Below are 21,576 nucleotides of genomic sequence, written 5' to 3'. Positions count from 1 at the left end.
CAGTTATTCCTGTGTTGCAGGATGCTCGGTCAGCCAGTTTGCCAACCGGCAATATTGCTCAACGGTAACGTTTTCCGCCCGGCAGCCCGGATCAACGCCCAGTTCAGTCAGCTGTTCCGGAGTAAAGAGATTACCCAGGCTGTTACGCAGTGTTTTACGACGTTGATTAAAGGCTTCTGTCGTGATGCGGCTTAACACGCGAATGTCGTTCACCGGATGAGGAACCAGAGCGTGAGGAACCAGACGCACCACGGCGGAATCCACTTTGGGCGCCGGCTTGAACGCCGTAGGCGGTACTTCCAGCACCGGAATGATCTGACAGTAATATTGCGCCATCACGCTCAGACGACCGTAAGCCTTGCTGTTAGGCCCGGCAACCAGACGGTTAACCACTTCTTTCTGTAACATAAAATGCATGTCACGGATAGACTGAGTATAGCTGAACAGATGGAACATCAGCGGCGTTGAAATATTATACGGTAAATTGCCAAATACCCGCAGCGGCTGTCCAGCTTGCTCCGCCAGAACCGAAAAATCAATCGTCATCGCGTCCTGTTGAATGATGGTCAGCTTGTCTTTCAGCGTCGGATGCGTTTCTAGTCTGGCCGCCAGATCCCTGTCCAGTTCGATCACCGTAAAGCGATCGATACGTTCGCCAACCGGAGCCGTCAGCGCGCCAAGGCCGGGACCGATCTCGACAATCGCCTGTCCGGATTGCGGATGAATGGCTGAAACAATACTGTCGATCACGAAATGATCGCTTAAAAAGTTTTGCCCAAAGCGTTTACGGGCGAAGTGACCTTGGTGTACTCGATTATTCATTAATGTGTTGTGTCATTTTAATGGCAAGATTTAATGCCGTGATAAAGCTGCCGTGATCGGCACGGCCGGTCGCCGCCAGCTCCAGGGCTGTACCATGATCGACCGACGTTCGGATAAACGGCAGCCCCAACGTGATATTGACCGCACGCCCAAATCCCTGATATTTCAGCACCGGCAGGCCCTGATCGTGATACATCGCCAGTACCGCATCAGCGTGTTGCAAATACTTGGGCTGGAAGAGCGTATCCGCAGGCAGCGGGCCAACCAGCGTAATACCTTGCTGGCGCAGTTCGTCCAACGCCGGCGTAATGATATCCAGTTCTTCCCGGCCCATATGACCGCCTTCGCCGGCATGCGGATTCAAGCCGCAAACGTAGATCTGCGGCTGGGCGAGTCCAAACCTGGTCTGTAGATCGCGATGCAAAATCGTGATGACTTCATGCAGACTTTGCCGGGTGATCGCGCCTGCTACTTCAGATAACGGCAGATGGGTGGTGGCCAACGCTACCCGCAACTCTTCTGTTGCCAACATCATGACAACCCGATCGCAAGCGCTACGGTCGGCGAAAAATTCGGTATGGCCGCTGAAGGGAACGCCGGCATCGTTAATAATGCCTTTATGCACAGGGCCGGTAACCAGCGCGGCAAATTCTCCGCTCAGGCAGCCGTCGCATGCCCGCGCCAGCGTCTCGATAACATAAGCGCTATTGCTGACATTAAGCTGGCCTGCCATCACCGTTGCCGGCGTCGTAACGGGCAGAACGGTTAAACTTCCCGCCTGTTGTGGCTTCGCCGGTTGTTGTTGCTGGTAGTGGCGTAAGGTTAACGGCAAATTCAACCGTAGCGCGCGGCTCAACAACAGATCGGGATCGGCGCACACCACCAGTTCAACCGGCCATGACTGTTGCGCCAGCGCAATGACCAAATCGGGACCAATCCCGGCGGGTTCGCCGGGGGTGATCGCAATGCGCGGGATACCGCTCTCAGTCTGCATCAGTCTGCGCCATTGATGACTTTCACGTAAGACGCGGCACGCTGTTCCTGCATCCAGGTTTGCGCCTCTTCGGCGAATTTACGGTTAAAGATCATACGGTATGCCTGTTCTTTCTGCGCCGCATCGGTTTTATCAACCTGACGGGTATCCAGCAATTGGATCAGATGCCAGCCAAAAGAAGAATGAATAGGTTGGCTGACTTCGCCTTTTTTCAGTTTCAACAAGGCATCACGGAATGCGGGATCGTACATATCCGGAGACGCCCAGCCGAGATCGCCGCCCTGATTGGCCGAACCGGGATCCTGTGAAAGCTGTCTGGCCTGGGTAGCGAAATCCGTCGTCCCATTCTTAATCTGCTGTGCAACCTCTTCCAGTCTGGCTTGTGCCTGGCTGTCGGTCATTACAACCGAAGGTTTCAACAAAATATGGCGTGCGTGCGTTTCAGTGACCGAAACCGTTTTATCACTGCCGCGAATGTCGTTAACCCGTAGAATATGGAAACCAACGCCAGAACGAATCGGGCCGACGATCTGGCCTTTTTGCGCCTGAGTCAATCGGTCTGCAAACAGGGTAGGGATTTCCTGTAGCTTGCCCCATCCCATTTGTCCGCCTTGCAGCGCCTGGGAATCCGCAGAGTAGGTCATCGCCAGTTTACCGAAATCGGCGCCTTCATTGATTTGTTTTACCAGTGAAGCGGCCAGATTTTCTGCCTCATCCACCTGCTGCTGGCTGGGGTTTTCCGACAGTGGAATCAGGATATGGCTCAGGTTTAATTCAGCGTCTTCGCCGGTCTGGTTGGCAATCTGCTTGGCCAGCGCATCGACTTCCTGCGGTAAAACCGTTACCCGGCGACGGACTTCATTGTTGCGCACTTCCGCAATCAGCATCTCTTTACGGATCTGGTTACGGTAAGTGTTGTAGTTCAGTCCTTCGTAAGCCAGCTGACTTCTTAATTGATCAACTGACATACGGTTCTGGGCCGCAATGTTGCCAATAGCCTGATCCAGCTGTTCATCCGTAATCTGGATGCCCATCTTCTGCGCCATTTGCAGAATGATGTTATCCATGATCAGCCGATCGGTAATTTGATGGCGTAATGTGGCGTCATCCGGCAATTGCTGCCCCGCCTGCTGCGCATTCAGTTTCACCGACTGCAAGAGGCTGTTTACATCACTTTCCAACACGACGCTGTTATCCACCACCGCCGCGACTTTATCAACCACCTGTGGTGCTGCGAACGCGGTAGAGGCACTCAGTGCCAATCCGAGAATAAGCGTTCTCCAGTTATTCATACCTTTCCCATTATCTCATCCGCAAGGCGGGTTAAAAGTTTCATTGATACAACCTGTCTGCACGACTGCCGTATGGCATGCTCATCAGAACGCGCGCTGGTAAGGTAAAATACCGGAACGCAGCATCTTCTCAGAACCCAGGCTGTAATTATTGCTTAAGCCACGTAATTCGATATTAAACGATACCTTGTTGTCATATTCACTGCTGTGGCTAGCCGTGTTCCAGTCGGTGATTTTACGTTCATAACCGACGCTGACGGCCCAGCAGCAGGTATTATACTGCACGCCAATCATCTGGTTGGCAGGCTGATTGGCCTTGGTATCGTAATAATATGCACCAACAACGGCCCAGCGATCGACAATTGGCCAACTGGCTGTCAGGCCTATTTGCGAAATGCCCTGCTGGAAGCCCGGATTCTGTACATTGGGCAACATCGCCTGAATGTACTGGGCGCTGGCATAGCGATAGTTCAACTGAACCAGACGTTCGGCATCTCTGCGGTATTCCACTACGGCATCACCCAACGCGACTTCGTTAAGACGATTATCGTACTGCAAACCACCGCGAAGACCCCAGCTATCGTCGATTTTCAGGTAGCTATCCCCAGCCCACACCAGACTGCCGTTACTTTTACTTTGATCGAGCGCGGTATTGTTGTCGCCAGTACGCGGACGATCGAAGTAATAGATTTGACCTATGGAAGCATTAAAACGTTCAACCAGCTCATCATCATAAATACGCGAAGTCACCCCGGTCGCGATCTGGTTGGCTGAAGCGATACGATCCAGACCGCTGTAGGTTCGTTCACGGAACAGACCGGAGTAGTCGGCCTGTAGCAGCGTCGAATCATAGGTGTGGATGTTGCTTTGATTGCGGTACGGCACGTACAGATATTGCGCCCGCGGCTCCAGCGTCTGGGTATAGCCTTGCGACCAGTCCATCTCACGCTCAAAAACCAGTTTGCCATCGACTTTGTACTGTGGCATGACGCGGTTTACCGAATCTTTCAGCGCATCTTTATTGGTATCGCTAACGGTGGGATCGGCGCGGTAACGGTCCAGATTTTCCTGCTGGTAATGTGTCGCCAGCAGACGAGCCTCGGTCGTCAGGCTCCCCCAGCGATTGGCCAGAGGCAGGTTCAGTGCGGGTTCAAAATGTATACGCGTCGCTTCAGGACGGTTCTCGTTGACGTTGGTAAATTTTACTGCCTGACCATAAAGGTGCAGATCAACCGGGCCGATATCATTCTGATAGTAGTTGATATCAAGTTGCGGTTCGGCACGGTAGACATCCCGGGTGGTCGACGTGGAGAAAACCTGAAATTGCTTGGTGGACAGCGCCGTATCCCAGTTCTGGTTGGCATAGCCGACGCTGAGCTTTTGGGTGGCGTACCCGTCGGTTGTCGAACCATATTCGGAGTCCAGATCGGTGAAATAGCGATCGTCGCTGACCTTGGTGTAATCGGCGTCAAAACGCCACACCTGATCCATGACGCCGCTATGGTCCCAGTGGAACAACCAGCGGGTATCGTTATCATCCTGCGGGACGGTTCTGGAATATTCGTTATCGCTTGGCAGCCAGTCAAGTTGAATGGTGCCGAGGCCCGGTGTCGTCAGATAACGGAATTCGTTTTGCCACTGCACCCCGCGTTTGGTTTGCAGATGGGGTGTGATCGTCGCATCAAAGTTTGGCGCGATATTCCAGTAGTATGGCGTCAGTAATTCAAAACCGTTGCTGCTGCCGTATTTGGCATTCGGGATCAGGAAGCCTGAGCGGCGTCTATCGCCAATGGGTAATTGCAAGTACGGGCTGTAGAACACGGGAACGTTGCCAATTTTGAAACGGGCGTTCCAGATTTCAGCTACCTGTTCTTCGCGATCCTGAATCACTTCCGAACCGACGACGCTCCAGCTATTATCGCCCGGCAGGCAAGAGGTAAACGACCCGTTTTCCAAAATGGTGTAGCGATTACTGTCGCGCATTTTCATTTTGTCGGCAGAACCGCGGCCCTGACGGCCAACCATCTGGTAGTTACCGTCATAAACATCGGTATCTTTAGTATTAAGGTTCGACCAGGCTTTGGGGCCTTTCAAAATGACCTGATTATCATCATAGTGCACGTTTCCCGTTGCGGTAACGGTGCGTGTGGGCGCAGACCCCTGAGCGGCGGCTTCAACCTGATTAAGCTCCACCTGCTCGGCAGTCAGGATACTATTACCCTGCTGAATGTTGACATTGCCGATGAATCGGGCGTTATCGGGGTAGTTAGCCTCTGTTTTGTCGGCCTGAATATTGACGGGCAGTTGATCAGGATCGCCGGTTACCAGCGGCCTGTTGTACGTAGGTACGCCCAGCATACACTGTTCGGCAAGATCGGCCAGCGCATGCTGGCTATAAAGCGCCGACCAAATCAGAGTGGCCAGCAGGGTTGGGAAACTTTTTTTCATACGCGGTATCAGGTGTTCCGTCATCAGGGGCATCATGCCGGCAAACGGTCAGAGACTATATCACTCGTCAGCGTTGCGCCAGTGTTAAATCCCCACTGCTTTATGCGCACTGCCGTTAGGTGCAAAGATAAATGACGGGTATGATAAAGCAATTTTTAGCCGACGGCATGAGGATTTGAGGAGTATATGCGGTATTGGGGAAAGTTGCTGGGGCTTGCGCTGGGAATTATGTCGAGCGGCGGCATCTGGGGAATGATTATGGGACTGCTGATGGGGCATTGGGTCGATAGGGCCAGGGCATCGCGTCGCCGTAACTTTTTTTCAGCCCAATCGACCCGTCAGGCGCTGTTTTTTCTCACGACTTTTCAGGCTATGGGGCACCTTACCAAGTCCAAAGGCCGGGTAACGGAAGCCGATATTCAGATTGCGACCAAAATAATGGATCGTCTTGAGCTGTTTGGCGAAGCGAGAAGTGCGGCGCAACAGGCTTTCCGTGAAGGAAAGGCCAGCCATTTCCCTTTACGTATCAAATTACGCAAGCTGCGCGATGCCTGCCTTGGCCGCTTTGATCTGATTAAGATGTTTCTGGAAATTCAGCTTCAAGTCGCTTTTGTGGATGGCGTGTTGCATCCGAACGAAAGACGCGTGTTGTATGTTATCGCCGATGAGCTGGGCGTTACCCGGGAACAGTTCGAGTTTTTCCTGCGTAACATGGAAAGTAGCGCCAGCCAGTCCAGACACGGCGGTGCGAAGCAGGGCAATAAATCCCATCAGCGCCGCAGCCAGTCATCCGGCGGACACTCTTATGGCGGCCAGCGCTCCTTTACGGTGCCGCGTGGGCCAACGGTGGAAAGCGCCTGTCGAACGCTTGGGGTTCGCCGCAACGATGATGCGGCGACGATTAAACGAGCCTACCGAAAACTGATGAGCGAGCACCATCCGGATAAACTGGTGGCGAAAGGGCTGTCGCCAAGGATGATGGATATGGCCAAGCGGAAAGCGCAGGATATTCAGGCCGCTTATGAGCTGCTAAAAAGCGCGAATCAAGTGAAATAACGCTATCTCTTTTTTCCTCACCGGTGGTTTTTTCTGTTCTGCCTCACCACGTTCTTATCGCTTTCCTGTTTTCATCATCCTGTTGCAGACAACGAACACGATCTTCAAAAATCCGCTTCGCAGCGAAAGTGCATGGGCGTTTTAAATTCAGGATGCGTGATGCAGAGCTCCTGCGCGTGCAGCAGCAGGCGAGGCGCCATTGCTTTGGCTTGTGGATGAGCATAAAAACCGTCGCCGAGAATAGGGTGGCCGAGCGCCAGTAAGTGAACCCTGAGCTGGTGAGAACGACCGGTTATCGGCATCAGCCTGACTCTGGTGGTACCATCGTTATCGCGGGACACAACCTGGTATTCTGTCTGCGCGGGTTTACCCTGCTCAAAACAGACTTTCTGTTTTGGACGGTTCGGCCAGTCGCAAATCAAGGGCAGGTCGATTAATCCTTCATCGTGCTCCATCAATCCCCACACGCGGGCCAGATAGGATTTTTTCGGCTCACGTTCGCGGAACTGCCGTTTTAACTCGCGTTCGGCCGCTTTTGTCAGGGCGACCACCATCACCCCGCTGGTAGCCATATCCAGACGGTGCACGGATTCGGCCGTCGGATAGTCGGCCTGAATACGGCTCATCACGCTGTCTTTGTGCTCCGGCGCCCGACCAGGAACGGACAATAATCCGCTGGGTTTGTTTACCACCACAATGTGTTGATCCTGATAAAGAATATGCAACCAGGGATCGGTGGGAGGATTGTACGGTTCCATCTGTCGTGCCTTTTTTCAGACTGCTGATAAAGTTGGTCGCTATGGTCCCTCCCCGGTAAAGGGAGGGGTGTGGGAAGCGCTTACTGATGCGTGACCACCACCAGACGAATAGCATCCAGGCGCCAGTTGGCCTGATGAAGGTTGCTCAGTACCTGCTCGCGTTGATCTTCCAATGCTTTCAGTTCATCTTCACGGATATTGGGATTCACGGCCTTCAGCGCTTCCAGGCGTTCCAGTTCGCGACGCAGCTGTTGATCGGCCTGATGTTGCGCGTCCGTAATCAACTGGCGAGCCTGTTCTTCCATCAGCGATTCGGCCTGCTGCAACATCGCATGGACATCCGCCTGTACCGCATTCACCAGCTTGCTGGAGGTATGACGGTTCACGGCGTTGAGCTGACGATTGAAGCTTTCAAATTCAACCTGCGCAGCAAGGTTTGCGCCTTTGCGATCCATCAGCAGACGGACCGGCGTCGGCGGCAGAAAACGCGTCAGTTGCAGATGTTTCGGCGCCTGCGCTTCCACCACATAAACCAGTTCAGCCAGCAGCGTGCCCACCGGCAACGCCTTGTTTTTCAACAGTGATACGGCACAGCTGCCGGTATCGCCGGAGAGAATCAGGTCAAGACCATTCCGGATTAACGGATGTTCCCAACTGATAAACTGGGCGTCTTCACGAGACAGCGCCTGCTCGCGATCGAACGTAATGGTGCAGCCATCCTGCGGTAAACCGGGGAAATCCGGCACCAGCATATGATCGGACGGCGTCAGCACAATCAGGTTATCGCTGCGATCTTCCTGATTGATGCCCACGATATCAAACAGGTTCAGCGCAAACGTCACCAGATTGACATCATTATCCTGCTCGGCGATGCCTTGCGCCAGCATCTGAGCCTGTTCGCCGCCGTTGGAATGCATTTCCAGCAAACGGTCGCGTCCCTGTTCAAGCTGCTGTTTCAACTGTTCATGCTGTTGCCGGCAGGCATGGATAAACTCATCCAGACCTGCTTGTTCGCCTGGCGTCAGCAATCGTTCAATCAATTGCGTATAGTGGGCGTCGTAGATGGTTCGTCCGGTTGGGCAGGTGTGTTCAAAAGCATCCAGTCCTTCGTGATACCAACGTACCAGCAGGGCTTGTGCGGTGTTTTCCAGATACGGGATCAGGATCTGAATCTGCTGTGTCTGACCAATACGATCCAGTCGGCCGATACGCTGCTCCAGCAGATCCGGGTTGAACGGCAGATCAAACATGATCAAATGGCTGGCAAACTGGAAGTTGCGGCCTTCGGAACCGATCTCGGAACAAATCAATACCTGCGCCCCTTCTTCTTCAGAGGCGAAATAGGCGGCTGCGCGATCGCGCTCAAGAATGGACAACCCTTCATGGAAAACTGCGGCACGGATGGCTTCGCGGGTACGAAGCACCTGCTCCAGATGTAGCGCGGTTGCCGCCTGCGCGCAGATCACCAGCACTTTTTTATCACGATGGGTCGTCAGGTAATTGAGCAGCCACTCAACGCGCGGATCGAAATTCCACCAGGTCGCGTCATCGCCTTCCAGCTGTTGGTAAATCTGTTCCGGGTACAGCATATCGCGGGCGCGGGCCTCGGGCGGTTTGCCCGCCTCCACGATCCCGGAGACCTTGATGGCCGTTTGATACTGCGCCGGCAACGGCAGACGGATTTGGTGCAGAATACGCTGCGGAAAGCCTTTCACGCCCTGACGGGTATTACGGAACAGCACGCGGCTGGTGCCGTGGCGATCCATCAGCATGGTGATCAGTTCCTGACGCGCACGCTGGTTGTCGTCGCTGTCGCTGTTGATGGCTTTCAGCAACGGTTCAATATCCTGTTCACCCAGCAATTCACTCAGCGCGTTAAGCTCGGCGGTTTGCGCCTTGCCTCCTGCCAGCAGCAGGGTTACGGCATCGGCCACCGGACGGTATTGCTGCTGTTCGGCAATGAATTCCCGATAGTCATGAAAACGATTGGGGTCGAGCAAACGCAGACGCGCAAAGTGGCTCTGCTGGCCTAACTGTTCTGGCGTTGCGGTCAGCAGCAGCACGGCGGGAATATTTCTGGCCAGCTGTTCAACCGCCTGATATTCAGGGCTTGGGGTAGCTTCACTCCATGACAGATGGTGAGCCTCATCCACCACCAGCAGACCCCAGTTGGCGTTAACCAACTGTTCAAAACGCTGGGCGTCCCGCTGGACGAAACCGAGTGAACAGATGACCAACTGCTCGGTTTCAAAGGGGTTGCCGCTGTCCAGTTTGGCTTCAGCATAGCGTTCATCATCAAACAGCGAGAACAGCAGATTGAAGCGGCGCAGCATTTCTACCAGCCACTGGTGCTGCAACGTCTCCGGCACAATGATCAACACCCTTTCCGCACGGCCGGCAAGCAGTTGCTGGTGGATGATCATCCCGGCTTCAATGGTTTTCCCCAGACCGACTTCGTCCGCCAGCAATACGCGCGGCGCATGGCGCTGTCCCACTTCATAGGCAATATGCAACTGATGAGGGATCAGACTGGCACGCATGCCGCGCAGTCCTCCCCACTGTTGCAAGGCCTGTTCATTCTGATGCTTGCGGGCACGATAGCGCAGGGCAAAACGATCCATCCGGTCAATCTGACCCGCAAATAACCGATCCTGCGGCTTATTGAAAGTCAGTCTGCTATCCAGCAGGACTTCACGTAATTCCGCCGGTGATTCGTCGTCCAGACGCTGGCCGCAGTACACCAGTAAACCTTTTTCTTCGCGGACTTCCTCGACCTTCAACTGCCAACCTTCGTGGCTGGTAACGGTATCACCGGGGTTAAACATCACTCGCGTGATGGGCGAATCGCTGCGGGAATAAAGTCGGTTTTCACCGCTGGCCGGGAAAAGCAGCGTTATCATCCGCGTGTCGACGGCAACCACCGTCCCCAATCCAAGTTCGCTTTCCGTATCGCTGATCCAGCGTTGACCAAGTGTAAAAGGCATAGATTCTTAGCTCGATTTTTGTCTGTGTCGGGGGAGTGTCGGGTTTGTTTTGTCATTCATGTCCGACAGCGCTCGTCTGCCCGGCACGAATAAGATAATTATGCTGATGACGTCAATTCAGAAAGGGCGCTATGGTAATGGAAGGCGACGCGTTCGTCACCTGTTCAAACGCCCTGAGCGGGTTCCGGTCATTAAAATAACCCCATCTGACCGGTAACCAGTGTAGCAAAATCATCGTGAAGGAAAGGAAGAATCGCATCGGCGACAGGTTGTAGCTGGCGCTCGACGTAATGCTGATAGTCCAGTGGCGAATGCCGGGTTTCCAGCGGCTCCGGTCCGTTGGTGGTGATGACATAACTAATCCAGCCGCCGTTCTGGTATTGCAGCGGGCGTCCCTGCTGGCGGTTATAGTCGTCGGCGATTTTTGCTGCCCGGGCGTGTGGCGGGACATTGCGTTGATAATCGTCAAGACGACGCCGCAGCCGTTTACGATAGATCAGCAGGTCATCAAATTCGCCGTTCAGCGTGTTGCTGACGTATTCTCGCAGCCATTCCTGGTAGGGTTTTTGCTGAAAAATGCGTAAATAAAGCTGCTGCTGGAATTGTTGCGCCAGCGGCGTCCAGTCTGTACGCACCGTTTCCAGACCTTTAAACACCATTTTTTCGCCTTGCGGCGTACTCATCATCCCCGCGTAGCGCTTTTTGCTTCCCTGTTCCGCACCGCGAATGGTCGGCATCAGAAAGCGGCAAAAGTGCGTTTCGAATTCCAACTCCAGTGCGCTGGTCAACTGCTGGGTTTGCTGTAAATGCTGTCGCCACCATTGATTAACGTGTTGCACCAGCATTTTGCCGATATGCGCCGCCTGTTCTTCATTATGAGCGCGTTTAAGCCAGACGAAGGTGGAATCGGTATCGCCATAAATGACCTCATATCCTTGTTCTTCAATCAGTTCACGCGTTTTACGCATGATTTCGTGGCCGCGCATGGTGATGGAGGAGGCGAGGCGAGGATCGAAAAAGCGGCAGCCGGTGGCGCCTAACACGCCGTAAAAGGCGTTCATGATGATTTTCAACGCCTGAGACAGCGGTTTATTATTGGCGCGCTTGGCGGCTTCGCGTCCTTGCCAGATCTGATCGACAATGGCGGGCAGACAGTGTGTGTCGCGAGAGAACCAGGCGCCGCGAAACCCGGCAACGGCGTGTTGTTCATCAGGGTGTTGCATCCCGACGGCAAGACCCACCGGATCGATGAGGAAGGTACGGATAATCGAGGGATACAGACTTTTGTAATCGAGTACCAGAACCGAATCGTACAAACCGGGACGTGAATCCATGACAAATCCACCGGGGCTGCCTTCCAGCGCAACCTCTCCCAGATTCGGAGCAACATAGCCAACCCGGTGCATGCGTGGCAGGTAGAGATGGGTAAAGGCCGCGACAGAGCCGCCGTTGCGATCGGCGGCCAACCCCGTCACGCTGGCGCGCTCCAGCAGGAAGGAAAGTAACTCGGTTTTGGCGAAGATGCGTGTGACCAGTTCGCAATCCTGTAGGTTGTAGCGGGCAAGGGCGGGTTTGTCTTCGGCAAAACGGCGATCGATTTCATCCATGCGCTGGTAGGGGGTATCAATGGCCTTTCCTTCACCCAGCAACGTTTGCGCGACAAACTCCAGACTGAATGAGGCAAAGTTCCAGGTGGCTGACTTCAGGGCTTCAATGCCATCAATAATCAATCGTCCTGCGGCGCTGGCAAAGAAATGTCCTTGCTTGAAGCCGTGCTCGCGCCATTCCAACTCGCCGCCATTGCGGCCCAGACGCAGTGGGATGCGATAGCGTTCGGCGTGTTTTTGCAGTACGCGCAGGTCGAACTGCACCAGATTCCAGCCGATAATGGCATCGGGGTCGTGCAGTTGCAGCCAATGATTCAACTTTTCCAGTAGTTGGGGGCGGCTGGCGACATATTCCAGCGTGAAATCATCTGAGCCGGCGGGCGTTCCGTTCGCCGGGCCGAGCATATAAACCTGACGTAGTCCACAGCCTTCCAGCCCAATGCAGTACAGTTCGCCATGGCGGTTGGTCTCTATATCCAGTGAGACCAGTTTCAGATTGGGACGGTAGTCGGCGTTCGGTTTCATGCGAACCTGCGTTAGCAGGCTTGATGACGCGGTCTCGCCGCTGAGCCATACGGGAGCCGTAATAAAACGCTCCATGAGAAAGCGTTCAGGCGGGCGAATGTCGGCTTCGTAAACCTGAACGCCGCCTTCCCGCAATCGTTTTTCCAACCGGAGGAGCTGGCGGTATTGAGAACAATACAGCCCAAGCAGCGGCTGGTGATGGAAATCCTGCAATGCCAACGGACGTAGCCGCCAATGCTTATCCTGACTTAATAACACGCGGGCCTGTGATTCTTGTGAAACAGGAATAAAGGCGACAGCCTGTTGGGCAGGAAGACGAGCCAGCACGGGACCGTCATCGGTCGCCAACCAGAATTCCACCTGCGTACCGGCAGGTGTGTCGTGCCAGTGGCGGGTAAGCAGAAAACCCTGACGAGTCTGCATCACAAAGGCGGCCTTTCCATTCAAAAGATAATAGCGTTAAAAGTCAGCGGGAACGCATAAAAGTCAAAGGTAAGTATGGTTATTTATACAGTGAATGTCCAGCCGTTTGCGGAGATTAACGGGTGCCGGGCAAGAACAAGCGGTGGAGAAAGCAAGGCCGTCAGACGAAAGATCAACGCGCTTCCGGTGCGGTGACCACCCGATTACGGCCCCCTTGTTTGGCTTTATACAGCGCTTTATCCGCCATTTTAAAGGTGCGTTCAATGGTCATTCCACTGACTTCCGGTGACCACAGGGCAACGCCCAGGGAGATGGTGATATGACCGACCTGCGGGATCTCCGAGTCCTGTGTACACTGGCGAAGCCGTTCGGCAATGCCGGTGGCAATATCCAGAGCGGTGTCTGGCAACAGGATCAGAAATTCTTCGCCGCCGCTGCGGCACAATGTGTCCGTATCGCGTGAGCTGGTGCGAATGATCTGAGCAAGGTATTTGATCACGCTGTCGCCCACGTCGTGGCCGTAGGTGTCGTTGATCCGTTTGAAATGGTCAATATCCAGCGTGATTACGGCAAACCTTTTCTGGCTGAGCAGCCAGAACTGTAGAACGATTTCCAATCCCCGGCGATTGAGCAGCCCGGTCATGGGGTCGGTTTGTGCTTCAGAGCGCAGCCTGCCGATTTTCTTCTGTAATAGTTCGATGCCAATCAGCATGGCCTGTTTGAGCTGTGTCGCCTCAAAATACCAGGAGTGAATTTTCCTGATGTCGTCGGAGACATTGAGCGAGTCCATTTGATTGGCGCTTCGGGCCAGCAGCCACAGCGGCTGGGCAATGAGCCGGGCGAACAACCAAACGCAGAATAGCGTCAGAATAGCGACTGGCAAAGTATGCCGTAACACACTCAACATCAGGCTATCTAAAGGCTTTAAGGTTTCTTTGGTTGGACGCAGCACGATCACTTCCCAACGGCTGGCGGGGATCACGGCGTATCCGACAAGCACCGCTTTGCCCTGATAATCCGTCATTTCCCGGCTGCCGTTTTTGTCTGTGTTGCTATCAATTATCGGGCTGTTGTGAACGATGCCGCCGATCTGATCCGGATCTTTGTGGTACAGAATTTTTCTATAGCGGTCGGTAACATAGATGTAAGAACCGTCCCGATAATAGTGCCTGTCAAGCAATTCATTGAGAATGCTGGGTTTTTCCAGGTGAATGGAACCACTGATAAACCCTTTATAGCGTCCATCCCGGGTAAAGATCGGCGCTGAGACCAGTACAATCAGATTACTGGCCACGGAAACATAGGGCGAGCTGATCAGCGGCTGCTTTTCCTGTAAGGACTGCCTTACGCCTGCCGTGGTGACCTTTTGCCCTATCCATTGAGACGTATTGGGGAAGGTTGACTTGACCACGCCATGTTCATCGACGATAGATACCGTGTTAAAACTGTGACTCTGCAACCCGATACGTCTGGTTTCCCCGTTAAGGCTGTTGCTGTCACCCATTTTTTCCGCTATTTCGTCAGCGCTGTAAGCCAATCGTTGCAATGATGCTTTGAAAAAAGTATCAGTTATGGCCGCCAGCTTCGCGGCGTAAACGCGATTGGCTTCTAATGTATTGTCGATCAGGAGCTGGCGCTGTACGCGGTAACTGGCATAAAGGCTGTTAACTAGCATAATCAGCGCGCTCGTGACGGCCAGGAGCAAAATGAGTCGTCGTAATCCGATGTGATTGAAGCGTTTTAACAACATATTTGGACAGAATTGGATTGGCGCTGTGCTAAAAATGACCATTATCATAAGTGGTGGGGACAGTGCTGTAAAATAATTGTCCATAAAAAGATGATTAGTGAAATGTTTTTTAATATGCCCTATGCACCCGTTTGGTTACCATGAAGGGCTTCATGTCAAATGTCTGATGATTCTCAATGGCTTAAATTGTCGATTCCTGCCGGCGTCCTTGCTCTCTCTTTTTCTGTCAATCATAAATACTGCTACAGTTTCTTCGGAGTCAGGCGCATCCTTGTTCCGTTTACAGCATAAAGTATCGTTAAATTATATATTGCAGAAATAATAACTGAAAGATTGTTTTTACCGATGAATAAAAAGGATTGTGCTTCATCATCTAATATTGATGAAAATAAGAGAGGATTATTTGCAGCCGGCGACTGATTTATTTAAAGAAACCGGCCATATATGAAGACGCACTTTTAAAAAGCAACGGCGAAACGAATTGGTGCATTCTGGTTAATTATCTCTTTTTCCTATGATTGATCTTTAAGTAATAATTTCATTTTCTTCTTTATTATTAAGTTCTTAATAATTAATTTTCCGTTTTGGCATATTTGTTGCTGATTTTAATTCCGTCAGCAGGATATATCCCTGCGGCGTTTTCAGGTTCGTATTGTCAGACAGGACGGCTTTATTCCACCACTGGAATTTGAATCTCTCATTACCAAAGAGGCGATCATGAATAACAAACTTGTCAAAGTAACATTAGCTGCAGCATGGGTTTCCTCCGTCATTTGCACCAATAGTGTACTGGCGGCTGAGGTGAAAATCGGCGTGGTTCTGCCGCTGAGCGGACCGCTTAGCGGCTACGGGCAGCCTTCCCAAAAAGGTGTTGAGCTGATTAATAGCCTGGAGCCGACGCTGAAAAATGGCGACACAATCAAGCTCGTTATCATTGATGACAAGAGTGACAAGGTTGAAGCGGCCAACGCGATGCAGCGTCTGGTTTCCAGTGATAAGGTCGATGCGGTAATTGGTGAGGTAACCTCAACCAATACGATGGCAATGACCAAAATGGCTGAAGACACCAAAACCCCGCTGGTTTCCCCGACCGCCACCAATGACCGTGTGACCCGCAACCGCCAGTATGTCAGCCGCGTGTGCTTTTCCGATAGTTTTCAGGGCGTAGTGGGGGCCAATCTGGCATCGCGCGATTTAGGGGCGAAAACCGCCGCCATCATGTTCGACAGCAGCAACGACTATTCTGTCGGGTTGGCAAAATCCTTCCGGACCCAGTTTCTCAAAAACGGCGGCACCATTCCTGTTGAAGTACAGGCCCCCGGCGGCAGTAAGGATTTCAAAGCCCAGCTCTCCACCATCAAAGCTAAAAATGTCGATATGATTTATATGCCCATCTATTACACCGAAGGGGCATTGATCGCGGTACAGGCCAAACAACTGGGGCTGAAGGTGCCGGTCGTCGGCGGCGACGGGCTGGCGGCTGACCCGGTCTTCTTCAAGCTGGGGCAAGATGCGGTTGAAGGCTATATGACGACCGACTACTACTCGCCGAACGCCAAAGATCAGACGCCTGAAGGTGAGAAGTTCATCAAAGCCTGGGATGAGAAATATAAAGAGCCGACCCATACCTGGGGCGCGATGACCGCTGATGCTTATAAAATGATCGTCAACGGGATGAACCAGTGCAGCGATCCGAAAGACCGTGTTTGCGTTAATGAAAAAATCCGCGCCACCAGTAATTTTGCCGGAATTACCGGGACGCTGACATTAAAAGATGGGGATGCAATCCGTAGCGCCGTCATTAATGAGGTTAAAGACGGACAATTGGCCTTTAAAACAGTTGTTAATCCATAAGGCAAATAAGGATTGAATGATGGATGCTGCCATTTTCTTCCAGCAAGTGGTTAACGGCATGAGTCTGGGGAGTATGTATGCGCTGATCGCTATTGGTTATACCATGGTGTACGGCGTATTACGGCTCATCAACTTTGCCCATGCCGATATTATGATGGTGGGGGCATTTCTTGCCCTGTTTGGATCAACGACGTTTGAGCTGCCTTTCGGGGCAGCTATTTTATTCGCGATTCTCTTTTCTGCCTTATTGGGCGTGTGCATCGATCAGATTGCTTATCGGCCATTACGTCATGCCTCTAAAATATCCATGCTGATTACCGCGATTGGGGTGAGCTTTTTTTTAGAGAACCTGTTTAACGTTATTTTTGGCGGGAGCCCGCGCTTTTTTTCGGCGCCGGCGTTTTTTAATCAGACGGTCACGATGGGCGGCATCATTATTACCAATGTCGCCTGGCTTGTCCCGCTGGTTACGCTGATTCTGCTGGCCGGCATTCTTTTTATTCTCTATCGCACCCGACAGGGAATGGCTATTCGCGCCGTGGCATTTGACGTGAATACCGTTCGCTTAATGGGGATCGATGCCAACCATATTATTGCCTTTGTCTTTGCTCTCGGAAGTTCTCTGGCTGCCCTTGGCGGTATTTTTTATGCCACCAGTTATCCGACGATCGATCCATTAATGGGGGTACTGATTGGCCTGAAAGCATTTGCTGCGGCGGTATTGGGGGGAATTGGCAGCGTCACGGGGGCGGTAATTGGCGGCTTTATTCTGGGCTTCACCGAAGTGGTCGCCGTGGCGGTATTTCCTGAGTTGGGGGGATATAAAGATGCCTTTGCATTTATGTTCCTGATTTTGGTTCTGCTATTCAGACCGGTAGGCATTATGGGTGATGAAAGACTGGAAAGGAGCCGCTTCTGATGAGAATGCCCACAAATTCATTTTCGTTGTTAATCGGCTATGCCGCGGTATTTGTGATAATGCTGTTGGTTCTGTTCACGTTGCAGAATGTGTTTGACGATTACATCATCCGTATTGTCTGTAATATTTTTATATTTATGATCCTGGCGGTGAGTTACAACCTGATTAACGGGGTAACGGGGCAATTATCCCTTGAGCCCAACGGTTTTGTTGCCGTCGGCGCCTATATTACCGCCATCCTGTTGTTAAGCGCGGACACCAAGCTGGAAATGTATGAAATGGCGTCTCCCAGCGCCGTGGTATTGGCGCTGCATACCTCCTTTTTACCCGCGCTCATTATTAGTGGGATCTGTGCTTCTCTGTTAGCCGTGTGTCTGGCGTTTCCGGTCTTCCGGGTGCGCGGCGATTATCTGGCGATTGTAACGTTGGGGTTTGGTTTTATTATTAAAATCCTGGCAATTAATAATCCGCAAATCACCAATGGCGCCATTGGTCTGAATGAGATTCCCCAGGCCAGCCACATGTTGTACTGGTGCGGTTTTATTTCCCTTATCGCCGTGCTGCTTATTTTACAGATCGTGTATTCAAAATACGGGCGGGCGATGAAAGCGGTTCGTGATGATGAAGACGCCGCGATCGCGATGGGGATTAATACCTTCAAAATTAAAACCTGCGCCTTTGCCACCAGCGCCTTTCTGGAAGGAATCGGCGGCGGTTTACTGGCTTCGCTGTTGACGATTATTTCCCCCGATCTGTTTGATTTCATGCTGACGTTTCAACTGCTCATCATCATTGTATTGGGCGGATTAGGCAGCACGACCGGTGCGATTCTGGGAACGATTTTGGTGGTGGGCAGCGGCGAATGGCTGCGTTTCCTTGACCAGCCGCTAAGTCTGTTTGGTGAGGACCTGGGGTCCTACCCCGGTTTACGGATGGTTGTTTTTTCATTGGTGCTGCTGATTATTATGCTTTTTGCCCGCGAAGGGTTACTGGGTAAGCAGGAGATCTGGGAAGTGAACAGGAAACGCCATCATGGAAAATAAACCTATTCTCAGTGTTGATCACGTCATTATGCAATTTGGTGGATTACGGGCAATTGATGACGTTAGTTTTACGCTTAATCAGGCGGAGATATTTGGTCTGATTGGTCCAAACGGCGCGGGGAAAACCACTTTATTTAACGTGATTACCTCGAATTACAAACCGACCTCGGGCAAAGTCATGCTGGGGCAGGAAACCATTACCGGTTTGAAACCAAATCTGGTGGTCAATCGCGGCATTGCCCGTACTTTCCAGAATATTCGGTTATTCAATTCAATGACGGTACTGGAAAATGTTTTAATCGGTTTTGATCGCGCCATTCGTTATTCGTTTATTGAGGCTGCATTGCATATGGGACGTTTTTTCTCGGCGGAGAAGCGGGCAAAAGCGCAGGCTATGGAGATTCTGGAATATATCGGTATTGCCGAACATGCCGATTCACTGGCAACCAACCTGAGCTATGGCAATCAGCGTAAAGTGGAAATCGCCCGCGCGTTGGCAACTTCGCCGGAATTATTATTACTGGACGAGCCTGCGGCCGGGATGAACCCCAGAGAAACGAATGAACTGGCGCAGCTGATTTTTAAAATGCGCGAGGATTATCAATTAACGGTGCTGTTGATTGAGCATGACATGTCATTCGTTAATGCCCTGTGCGAGCGAGTGCTGGTTCTGGATTACGGCAAGCCATTATTCAGTGGCACCACTCATGAGGCGATTAATAACAAAGAGGTGATTGCCGCCTATCTTGGAGAGGTGGATTATGCTTAAGGCCGAGAGTCTGCAAGTATTTTATGGACTGATTCAGGGATTAAAAGGCATCGACATTGAGGTGAATAATAGTGAAATCGTTACGCTGATTGGCAGTAATGGTGCGGGAAAAACCTCAACGCTGAACGGTATTATCAATCTGGTGAAATCGACCGGCAACGTCAATTTCCTGAATGAAGATATTTCCAACAGTCTGACCCATCAGATTGTGCGTAAAGGCCTGGCATTGGTTCCGGAAGGACGCAAAGTTTTCACCAATTTGACCATTGAAGAAAACCTGCGCATGGGCGCGTACAACAACCCGGTCAATTTTGACTATCTGAAAGATAAAATGTACACGCTGTTTCCGCGATTGAAAGAGCGTCGCAGCCAGCTGGCAGGCACCATGAGCGGCGGCGAACAGCAGATGCTGGCGATAGCCAGAGCATTAATGAGCGAGCCGGTTTTATTGATGTTGGACGAGCCCAGTCTGGGACTGGCCCCAAAGATAGTCGGCGAAATGTTCAATATTATTAAACAGCTACAAAAAGAAAATATTACTATCCTTCTTGTTGAACAAAATGCCACGGCGGCGCTGAAAATTGCCGATCGCGCCTATGTGCTGGAAAACGGCAAGATTGTGCTACAGGGACAGGCGCAGGCCATTCTGGCCAACCCGGAAGTGAAGAAAATGTATTTAGGCGGATAAATTTTCGATTGAAATCCCCACGGCAGAGCAAAAGGTTTTCCCCTCTGGCGTAAAAGGGGCTGAGTCGGGAAGCGCCTTCAGGATGAGCCGCAGGGATGCGGCGAAAGCCAGTGCCATGCCGGGAGCATGTCACTGGCGGTCCGTCAGAAGGCGCCTCCCGGCGAGGGAACCGCGTAGCGGCCCCTGTTCCGCCAAAAGCCAGTGGTCAAGGAGCAGCGGCGATTGAGCGCTCCTTGTCGGGCGCGTGCTGCCTTGTTGCATGAAAACACGTCTTTCTTCGCGCACGAAATAACACTGAATTTACATAGACTATTATCGGTAAATTTGTGTCAGTTCGTTGCATAAGATGTCCGACATGCGTGATATGACGGTCATGCTGGGAATGACTAGTTGACTCTATCTGCTATGATCCAGACAATCCTGTTTTTCACCAACGTTGAGTAAGGATTTATGGAAGCGTGGCTGGATCATCTGGTTACTCAATCATTAGCGTATTCACTGATCGCCGTCATGCTGGTTGCTTTTCTGGAATCCCTTGCTCTGGTTGGCCTGTTGCTGCCGGGCACCGTTATGATGGCCACGTTGGGGGCACTGATCGGCAGCGGTCAGATGGGGTTATATCCCGCGTGGGCGGCGGGTATTGTCGGCTGTTTGCTGGGGGATTGGAGTTCCTATTTCATCGGCAGAACGTTTAAGCAACCGCTGCATCAATGGTCTTTCCTGAAAAAGCATCAAACGTTGCTCAATAAAACGGAACATGCCTTGTATCAACATCCGATTCCGACGGTGTTGATTGGACGATTCGTCGGACCGACTCGTCCGCTGATTCCCATGGTCGCCGGTATGCTGGGGCTGCCGCCTTATAAATTTGCCGTGCCGAATATCATCGGTTGTCTGCTGTGGCCGCCGGCGTATTTTTTACCCGGCATATTGGCTGGCGTTGCCATTGATATTCCTGCGGGCGTCAACAGTACCGGTTTTAAATGGCTATTGCTGGTTACCGCGTTACTGGTGTGGAGTGGCGCGTGGTTAAGCTGGCGCTGGTGGCGAGGCGATAAACGCAAAAAGCGTGACTGGTTCAGTAAACGCTTGCCGCTCAGTCGGTTACGCTGGGTTGCTCCATTGACGCTGGCGGCGGCAGGGGTTGCATTGGCAATGCTGATCGCGCATCCGCTAATGCCTGTTTATCGTCACCTGCTGTGGCTGGTGCTGCATGGGTAAAGTTTATCAGGGTGAACCTGGCGGATAATGAGGGTGAAGAGGCACGGGGTTATCCGGTTTGAGATGTGTACCCCGTGTATCTTCCGCTGTTCATTAACGTCAACAGTGCCACTTCAGTCAGCAGTCCTATCGATAAAACTCTGCTACCTGATCAAAGATGCGCATTTCCTCGCCATGACGCTGTACCTTAATCACATCTTCCAGTTTTTCGACCTGACTGATCATCTGCGGTAGCCGCTGATCGTCCTGCACCAGTAGCCAGATGCGGCTTTCATCGCCGCCGGCCAGCGGCATACAGAGAATCCCTTCCACGTTAAAGGCTCGACGGGCAAACAGTCCGCACACGTGCGACATGACGCCGGGGTGGTTGCGCACCGAGAGTTCCAACGTGACCTGTTTTGAGGTGGATTGATGTGGCATGGT

General features: G+C 52.2%; 16 protein-coding genes. 7 read left to right on the top strand and 9 right to left on the bottom strand.

Features of this window, described 5'->3' with window-relative positions; translation table 11 throughout:
• Nucleotides 1-3: 3 nt before the first annotated feature.
• From rsmA to lptD, 4 genes are all read right to left on the bottom strand, one after another.
• Nucleotides 4-822 (bottom strand): 16S rRNA (adenine(1518)-N(6)/adenine(1519)-N(6))-dimethyltransferase RsmA, encoded by an 819-nt coding sequence (gene rsmA / locus DDT52_RS05580; protein ID WP_136155481.1) that lies wholly within the window; start codon nucleotides 820-822, stop codon nucleotides 4-6.
• Entirely contained in the window at nucleotides 815-1,816 is a 1,002-nt protein-coding gene (pdxA, locus tag DDT52_RS05575; protein ID WP_136155480.1) for a 4-hydroxythreonine-4-phosphate dehydrogenase PdxA, read from the bottom strand. Before pdxA ends, rsmA begins: the two co-directional genes overlap by 8 nt.
• Entirely contained in the window at nucleotides 1,816-3,108 is a 1,293-nt protein-coding gene (gene surA, locus DDT52_RS05570; protein ID WP_136155479.1) for a peptidylprolyl isomerase SurA, read from the bottom strand. Before surA ends, pdxA begins: the two co-directional genes overlap by 1 nt.
• A gap of 84 nt (nucleotides 3,109-3,192) precedes the next feature.
• Nucleotides 3,193-5,592, bottom strand: coding sequence for an LPS assembly protein LptD (gene lptD / locus DDT52_RS05565; protein ID WP_210732675.1), 2,400 nt, complete (start codon nucleotides 5,590-5,592; stop codon nucleotides 3,193-3,195).
• A 150-nt stretch (nucleotides 5,593-5,742) separates the two neighbouring features.
• Here lptD and djlA point away from each other — a divergent pair, with 150 nt between their 5' ends.
• Nucleotides 5,743-6,612: a co-chaperone DjlA gene (gene djlA, locus DDT52_RS05560; RefSeq protein ID WP_136155478.1), complete on the top strand. Its 870-nt coding sequence runs from the start codon at nucleotides 5,743-5,745 to the stop codon at nucleotides 6,610-6,612.
• A gap of 104 nt (nucleotides 6,613-6,716) precedes the next feature.
• On the opposite strand, the gene rluA is transcribed toward djlA, so the two are convergent.
• The 4 genes from rluA to DDT52_RS05540 all read right to left on the bottom strand — a co-directional run bounded on the left by rluA (nucleotide 6,717) and on the right by DDT52_RS05540 (nucleotide 14,659).
• The gene (gene rluA, locus DDT52_RS05555) at nucleotides 6,717-7,370 is read right to left on the bottom strand and encodes a bifunctional tRNA pseudouridine(32) synthase/23S rRNA pseudouridine(746) synthase RluA (RefSeq protein WP_136155477.1); all 654 of its coding nucleotides are present in this window, start codon (nucleotides 7,368-7,370) and stop codon (nucleotides 6,717-6,719) included.
• A gap of 80 nt (nucleotides 7,371-7,450) precedes the next feature.
• Nucleotides 7,451-10,354 carry an RNA polymerase-associated protein RapA gene (gene rapA / locus DDT52_RS05550; protein ID WP_136155476.1) on the bottom strand — a complete coding sequence of 968 codons (2,904 nt, stop codon included), beginning with the start codon at nucleotides 10,352-10,354 and terminating at the stop codon, nucleotides 7,451-7,453.
• Nucleotides 10,355-10,545: 191 nt separating this feature from the next.
• Entirely contained in the window at nucleotides 10,546-12,912 is a 2,367-nt protein-coding gene (locus DDT52_RS05545; protein WP_136155475.1) for a DNA polymerase II, read from the bottom strand.
• A 169-nt stretch (nucleotides 12,913-13,081) separates the two neighbouring features.
• The gene (locus DDT52_RS05540) at nucleotides 13,082-14,659 is read right to left on the bottom strand and encodes a sensor domain-containing diguanylate cyclase (RefSeq protein ID WP_136155474.1); all 1,578 of its coding nucleotides are present in this window, start codon (nucleotides 14,657-14,659) and stop codon (nucleotides 13,082-13,084) included.
• A 717-nt stretch (nucleotides 14,660-15,376) separates the two neighbouring features.
• Between DDT52_RS05540 and DDT52_RS05535 the strand changes: the two genes are divergently transcribed.
• The 6 genes from DDT52_RS05535 (at nucleotide 15,377) to DDT52_RS05510 (ending at nucleotide 21,153) form a co-directional block, all read left to right on the top strand.
• Nucleotides 15,377-16,513 (top strand): ABC transporter substrate-binding protein, encoded by a 1,137-nt coding sequence (locus tag DDT52_RS05535; RefSeq protein ID WP_136155473.1) that lies wholly within the window; start codon nucleotides 15,377-15,379, stop codon nucleotides 16,511-16,513.
• A 19-nt stretch (nucleotides 16,514-16,532) separates the two neighbouring features.
• Complete coding sequence (locus DDT52_RS05530) at nucleotides 16,533-17,432, top strand: branched-chain amino acid ABC transporter permease (protein ID WP_136155472.1); 900 nt, start codon at nucleotides 16,533-16,535, stop codon at nucleotides 17,430-17,432.
• Nucleotides 17,433-17,491: 59 nt separating this feature from the next.
• Nucleotides 17,492-18,475, top strand: a complete 984-nt coding sequence (locus DDT52_RS05525) for a branched-chain amino acid ABC transporter permease (RefSeq protein ID WP_247595490.1) — start codon at nucleotides 17,492-17,494, stop codon at nucleotides 18,473-18,475.
• Nucleotides 18,462-19,244, top strand: a complete 783-nt coding sequence (locus DDT52_RS05520; RefSeq protein ID WP_425591535.1) for an ABC transporter ATP-binding protein — start codon at nucleotides 18,462-18,464, stop codon at nucleotides 19,242-19,244. Before DDT52_RS05525 ends, DDT52_RS05520 begins: the two co-directional genes overlap by 14 nt.
• The gene (locus DDT52_RS05515; protein WP_136155469.1) at nucleotides 19,237-19,932 is read left to right on the top strand and encodes an ABC transporter ATP-binding protein; all 696 of its coding nucleotides are present in this window, start codon (nucleotides 19,237-19,239) and stop codon (nucleotides 19,930-19,932) included. Before DDT52_RS05520 ends, DDT52_RS05515 begins: the two co-directional genes overlap by 8 nt.
• Nucleotides 19,933-20,382: 450 nt before the next feature.
• Entirely contained in the window at nucleotides 20,383-21,153 is a 771-nt protein-coding gene (locus tag DDT52_RS05510; RefSeq protein WP_136155468.1) for a DedA family protein, read from the top strand.
• A 126-nt stretch (nucleotides 21,154-21,279) separates the two neighbouring features.
• Here DDT52_RS05510 and ilvN read toward each other — a convergent pair whose 3' ends face one another.
• On the bottom strand, nucleotides 21,280-21,573 hold the full coding sequence (gene ilvN / locus DDT52_RS05505; RefSeq protein WP_109052444.1) for an acetolactate synthase small subunit: 294 nt from the start codon (nucleotides 21,571-21,573) through the stop codon (nucleotides 21,280-21,282).
• Nucleotides 21,574-21,576: the final 3 nt, after the last annotated feature.

This window comes from Brenneria roseae subsp. roseae (assembly GCF_003115845.1).
GTDB classification, from domain to species: Bacteria; Pseudomonadota; Gammaproteobacteria; order Enterobacterales; family Enterobacteriaceae; genus Brenneria; species Brenneria roseae.
Note: the sequence above shows the minus strand (reverse complement) of the source record. Positions and strands in the feature narration are given on the sequence as shown.

Excerpts from the sequence above, each read along its gene's own strand:
- rsmA (WP_136155481.1), bottom strand. The coding sequence starts at position 822 with ATGAATAATCGAGTACACCAAGGTCACTTCGCCCGTAAACGCTTTGGG.
- pdxA (WP_136155480.1), bottom strand. The coding sequence starts at position 1,816 with ATGCAGACTGAGAGCGGTATCCCGCGCATTGCGATCACCCCCGGCGAA.
- surA (WP_136155479.1), bottom strand. The coding sequence starts at position 3,108 with ATGAATAACTGGAGAACGCTTATTCTCGGATTGGCACTGAGTGCCTCT.
- lptD (WP_210732675.1), bottom strand. The coding sequence starts at position 5,592 with ATGATGCCCCTGATGACGGAACACCTGATACCGCGTATGAAAAAAAGT.
- djlA (WP_136155478.1), top strand. The coding sequence starts at position 5,743 with ATGCGGTATTGGGGAAAGTTGCTGGGGCTTGCGCTGGGAATTATGTCG.
- rluA (WP_136155477.1), bottom strand. The coding sequence starts at position 7,370 with ATGGAACCGTACAATCCTCCCACCGATCCCTGGTTGCATATTCTTTAT.
- rapA (WP_136155476.1), bottom strand. The coding sequence starts at position 10,354 with ATGCCTTTTACACTTGGTCAACGCTGGATCAGCGATACGGAAAGCGAA.
- DDT52_RS05540 (WP_136155474.1), bottom strand. The coding sequence starts at position 14,659 with ATGTTGTTAAAACGCTTCAATCACATCGGATTACGACGACTCATTTTG.
- DDT52_RS05535 (WP_136155473.1), top strand. The coding sequence starts at position 15,377 with ATGAATAACAAACTTGTCAAAGTAACATTAGCTGCAGCATGGGTTTCC.
- DDT52_RS05530 (WP_136155472.1), top strand. The coding sequence starts at position 16,533 with ATGGATGCTGCCATTTTCTTCCAGCAAGTGGTTAACGGCATGAGTCTG.
- DDT52_RS05525 (WP_247595490.1), top strand. The coding sequence starts at position 17,492 with ATGCTGTTGGTTCTGTTCACGTTGCAGAATGTGTTTGACGATTACATC.
- DDT52_RS05515 (WP_136155469.1), top strand. The coding sequence starts at position 19,237 with ATGCTTAAGGCCGAGAGTCTGCAAGTATTTTATGGACTGATTCAGGGA.
- DDT52_RS05510 (WP_136155468.1), top strand. The coding sequence starts at position 20,383 with ATGGAAGCGTGGCTGGATCATCTGGTTACTCAATCATTAGCGTATTCA.
- ilvN (WP_109052444.1), bottom strand. The coding sequence starts at position 21,573 with ATGCCACATCAATCCACCTCAAAACAGGTCACGTTGGAACTCTCGGTG.